At 53.5% G+C, this 4,628-nt stretch carries 4 protein-coding genes and 1 pseudogene; 1 reads left to right on the top strand and 4 read right to left on the bottom strand.

From position 1 onward, the window contains the following. Window positions 1-224: 224 nt before the first annotated feature. On the bottom strand, window positions 225-1,157 hold the full coding sequence (locus tag SMD10_RS24935; protein WP_331688429.1) for a hypothetical protein: 933 nt from the start codon (window positions 1,155-1,157) through the stop codon (window positions 225-227). A gap of 27 nt (window positions 1,158-1,184) precedes the next feature. Between SMD10_RS24935 and SMD10_RS24930 the strand changes: the two genes are divergently transcribed. Next, complete coding sequence (locus SMD10_RS24930) at window positions 1,185-1,661, top strand: hypothetical protein (protein ID WP_331688428.1); 477 nt, start codon at window positions 1,185-1,187, stop codon at window positions 1,659-1,661. A 279-nt stretch (window positions 1,662-1,940) separates the two neighbouring features. Here SMD10_RS24930 and SMD10_RS24925 read toward each other — a convergent pair whose 3' ends face one another. The 3 genes and pseudogenes from SMD10_RS24925 to SMD10_RS24915 all read right to left on the bottom strand — a co-directional run. Beyond that, window positions 1,941-2,702 carry an ImmA/IrrE family metallo-endopeptidase gene (locus SMD10_RS24925; protein ID WP_331688427.1) on the bottom strand — a complete coding sequence of 254 codons (762 nt, stop codon included), beginning with the start codon at window positions 2,700-2,702 and terminating at the stop codon, window positions 1,941-1,943. Window positions 2,703-2,746: 44 nt separating this feature from the next. Beyond that, window positions 2,747-4,390 (bottom strand): HD domain-containing protein, encoded by a 1,644-nt coding sequence (locus SMD10_RS24920; protein ID WP_331688426.1) that lies wholly within the window; start codon window positions 4,388-4,390, stop codon window positions 2,747-2,749. Between the two features lie 106 nt (window positions 4,391-4,496). Continuing rightward, a pseudogene (locus tag SMD10_RS24915) lies at window positions 4,497-4,628 on the bottom strand (IS5/IS1182 family transposase); the annotation flags it as partial.

Here is a 4,628-nt window from a genome sequence, read left to right as displayed (position 1 = left end):
ATCGGCATGGCCAATCTCGCCTACAATCTCACCCGCTTCGTCTGGCATCAGGGGCGAGGTGCGCCCGCATGACGGCAAAATCGCCACCGGTCTGAAGTTCCAATGGCGGATGAGCGCCAAGTGCCGCAAAGCCACACCGATCAAGCCCAAATCGGGCCGCCATCACCAATGACGTCTCTTCAATGCCGCCAAAACGTCGGTTCTTCGAGGTGTCCAGCTTAGCGTCAGGCGCAGGCTCGCGACCGCGCGACACCGACCTTGATCATCCGGGCATCCGGCGGAACCGCGGAAATGTTTTCCGTTTCGGCGCCATCGTCGGCGTTGTCTTGGATGAGCTCGCAGCGAAAGTGCGAATGGTCCTTGCCGATGACCGCCTCGGCCCGCTTGGCAGGCCTGCCCACCACCCGTTCCGCCTCAACCCTGAGCAGCTCGCGCACGCGATCGCCGAAGGTCAGGCGCATGGCCTTCATCGCGGAAGCGGCGCCGTGCATTTCCAGGAGGTCGTCGATTTCGTCGAGCGCCCAGATCCCGGCGTCGTGGTCGCTTGGCGCGCTCGCCCCGTCGACGATGGCGATGCCGACCTCGTCGACCATCAACCTCTTGTGCTCCTTGTAGAGCCAGTCGGGGAGGATCAGCGACACCGCCAGCATTCGCCGCTTCAGCTCCTCCAGACGATTGGTATCGAGATAGGATGCGACCGAGCGTTTCATGTCGATGACGGTCGCGGTGTGACGCCGACGGTTCACGACGATCAGGTCCGGCGTGTACGTCATCCGGGTCTTCACGTCGGCATCGAACGCCAGCCCCTTCAAGGTGCCCGTTCGGTTGTTGGCGATCGCCTCCAGTGCCGTCGGCGTGACGGGCAGGCGCAGGCTCTGCGACAACACCACCAGATCGGTGTTTCGCTGGCAGAGGGCGACCATCGCCTGCTCCAGCAGCTTCCCTTCATGGAAGGAGAGCGAGCGGATCAGCGAGGCCAGTCCGACATAGTCGCCGAGGATGGCATCGGGCGCGGGCACTCCCGCGACGATATCGGCGATGGTCTTGTCGACCAAGGCGGTCAGCTCGTCCTGCACCTCGAAGGGCATGAACTGGGTGCGGTAGTCGCAGGTGTTTGTCTCGTTGGCTTCCGCCTCGAGTGCATCAAAGTGATCCAAAAAGTGATCCAATGAAGGGTTCTCCGGATGGAGATGATCGCGTTGCGCCGCACCAAATTGGCAGGGGGTCGGGCACGACGGATCTTCGGCAGGCAGGATGATCCTGCCGCCAATTGCCGACACTTCCGCCCGACCAGCATCGTGACGCAGACGCAGGAAGCGTTCGCGCCAGCGTCGCGCTTGATCATCTCGGAATTGAAAGGACGTTGGCGAAAAGCGCGCGGCCTACACGACGCGAAGCGTCTGCTGGCAAATGCCAAGGCCGCCGCCAATCGGCGGCGCGGCCGTTCCAACGTTCAGGAGAACTTTTCTCGAATCGACGAAAACGATATGGCTCGTCATAGCCCAAGACCTCTTATCCAGGTTGCGGGTCAGGCCTCCGTTTGGTGTTCCAGCACCAGCGGGGGCCGATCTCGTTCCGACCTCGCCGGAACGCCAATCCAAGGTGAGCCCTTCAACCCCCGATCGCAAGGCGCCGGTTTGCAGAAGCGATCGCGTGGTTAACGGACGGCGATCGTCCACCAGCGGGCTTCTCAATGCATTTCAGGCTTAAGCGAAATTCCGCGACTCACGAGGTCGAGCATGGCGAAGAACGCCCGGAACTGGCCGTGTAGGTAGTCCAGCCGGTTCAGCCGACTACCAAGATCAGAGAAGTTAGCCGCTGTCCCCTTACTTCAATATCGTCGACGACAGCAAATTATCTAACTCTACAAAGACGGCCGATTTCTCCATTGCTTAATCACGCCTACCTCACCACCCGAATAACGAGCATTTACACCACATCTACCCTTTGCGTGACAGCAAAAAAACCAGACTTCTCGCTCGATCCTCTTTAAGGTCTAAAATGACCCCGCTATACATTCCGTCTAAAACCGCCTGTCGTAGTCTATCGCCGAGCCAAGGAAGGCGCTTTGACGACCCGCGTCGAGCACCAAGAAGGCCGGCAGCAGTTGGCGTTCGAAAGGAAAGATACTTGCCGCTAACTTCGGCAAAAACGCTGTGAGAGATCGCCCTTTCATTGTCCGTTAAAAGAAGATCCATCTGATCCGGCAATCTACAATACACCATAAGCATGGATTTTGGAAATATCGACACACCGATCCGGCGGGCTAACGATCGAAACGGAACACGCAGAGAAATGAAAATATCCTCTAGTTCCCTTTTATCGACTTCCGTAACGCCATCCATTGCGCCCGAAATTTTCGCCGATGCGTCCGGTGGAACAAGCAACCTGTCCGCTATCAAATCTGAAAGATCTTCCACCTCACGAAAACTAAGAACCCTTCCAAGCGGATTGTGTTCCAAAAACCTACCAAGAATAATATGAGAAAACTCATGCGCAATAACGAATCTACGAAATTGATCTGGCGCGATCCTGGATATATATATCGTATACCCATTACCAGAACTTTCCGTATAGGCTAACGAACTCATGCCCTCCTTGAAGGATACGGATATATTCAGATTCAATATAATTCTAAGGCGATCAATATCGACAAAATTCTTAACCGCAGCACGATCGGACAAATCATCCAAATAGGCCAAGAATTCCGCAAACCTATCATCCTCGAAATATAGGCGAGGAACCTTCATACATGACCCACAATCCGATCGATTGCACGGTTAATGTAATCCTGCATGCGGTCCGCAATCCCCCTCGACTTGAAACTAACCGTCTCCCGAACAAATTCTTCCGACGCCTCCGTATATGCTTGATCCCACTGCTCCTTAGAGTGATTTCCCAAAGGCTGATGAAACATGTCCGTCATCAACCCCCTAACTATGGACTCTCTTTCTTTATCTTCCAAGAACAACCCGCAGAACATATTGTGAGCCCGTCGCCTTTGCTCTTTATCGAAACGGGGATGGCACAACAAATGGACTGCCCAAAGTTCAGCATGCGCGGCACCAATTAGTTTGAGGCGGTCTTTCAATATCGAGTGCTCAACCTCAGCAAGTCGGCACCGCTTACCTGCCCAGTCCACCACTACGCTAGCGATTTTTGCGTTCATCGTCGGAGATGGTGTAAAAATCAGGATGTCACCCGGCTTTCCACCGACGAACTCTGCTATCTGATTCTCATAATCGGTTCTGGTTTCGGGATCTCTGAGTTGACCCAAGAGCCGGACGCGAGGTTCCGCACCAGCCCCCGTTCCAGACCTGAGACGGTCGGCTCGTATGTTGAGAATCTCATCATACAAGACTCTGTCGCGCACCCCATTTGCCAGTTCTTGAATTAGCTTCGTAGAACTCGGGTGCTTCACTTGCAAAAACTGTATAAGCGTATCGTCGCTAAAACCAAGAAGATTTATCGATTCTATTAAACCATTAACTTTTGCCTCAAATACAACCCTTCCAATCATCGCATCTACGATGATCTTTGCATGGTGATAGTAGACTCTTTCGCCTATTTTATATCTAGCATCCAAAAGATCCGCTAGATCCGTCATTAAATCCGACCGAGCTCTTTTTTCTCTCGTTTTCCATAGACGAATGACAGGCATTACTAAATGTTTAGCATCCGACCGCACCTGGGACTCACCGCGATCCCCAAATTGAACGCGATCTATATATATGTAATTCAGAACCCTATCAGCCGTAGATACATTCAGATTGCAAAAAAAACTATCTCTTTTTAGATAATCTAAGAGATCTGCACATACTGTATTGCTGACAAGATAGTACAACGCTTCATCGAAAACTGTGTTTCTCTCAGATCCATCGATCTCCTCCTCCGGAAGAGACTCCCGTCCGCCGGAGAGAAATAAATTCACAAATCGTTGGTAGATCTTCTCGCCATATTCCTCTTTGATAATCTGCGCTATCGGCTTCTCAGGGCCTAGTAACTCATCGAAGCGATCTCTTCCATCGTCAGTCCCCTTCTGAAACCCATCATGAGATTCAAAGATTTTGAGATCATCCTCGATCGTGTGACCGAACGGCACATGAGTGATATCGTGAAGGAGAGCATACAGCCGCGCGATCAACCGTTGCCGCGCCGAGATAGGGAAATTGCTGGAAGGGGCCGACCCTTGTGCTCGATTCGTTGCGATGCGCGAAATAAGGTTGTCAAGTTCCTGCAATACACCCAGCGAATGGTCAAACCTCGTATGGAGCGCGGTCGGATAGACATAAACGGCAGCCCCTAGCTGCCTGACCCCTCTAAGCCGTTGAAAATCGGGCGTATCAATGATCCGGGTCTCGCACTTCGTTAAGCGGACGTCGCCGGTCACAGCAATCCGGATAGTCTTGTGAAATTTGAGTTGCCCGTCTGGCGCAAGCACATTGCCCAGACTGAACGACTCGGATGTCGAACCGGGGTCAGTGTCCGATTCAAAACTAAGCAGATGAATTAGCGAGCCTTGCGACGCGGCGAGCGAGGAGTTGGACCGAGGCGAGGAACAGCCATGCATTGGCAGATGCGATGGTCTGCTCGAAGTCCTTGGCAAGCCGTCGATTGCGATTGAGCCA

It is taken from the genome of Consotaella aegiceratis (assembly GCF_036541425.1).
GTDB lineage: Bacteria > Pseudomonadota > Alphaproteobacteria > Rhizobiales > Rhizobiaceae > Consotaella > Consotaella aegiceratis.
The sequence above is the reverse complement of the archived record's forward strand: the minus strand, read 5'-3'. Positions and strand labels throughout refer to the sequence as shown.

Excerpts from the sequence above, each read along its gene's own strand:
- SMD10_RS24930 (WP_331688428.1), top strand. The coding sequence starts at position 1,185 with ATGGAGATGATCGCGTTGCGCCGCACCAAATTGGCAGGGGGTCGGGCA.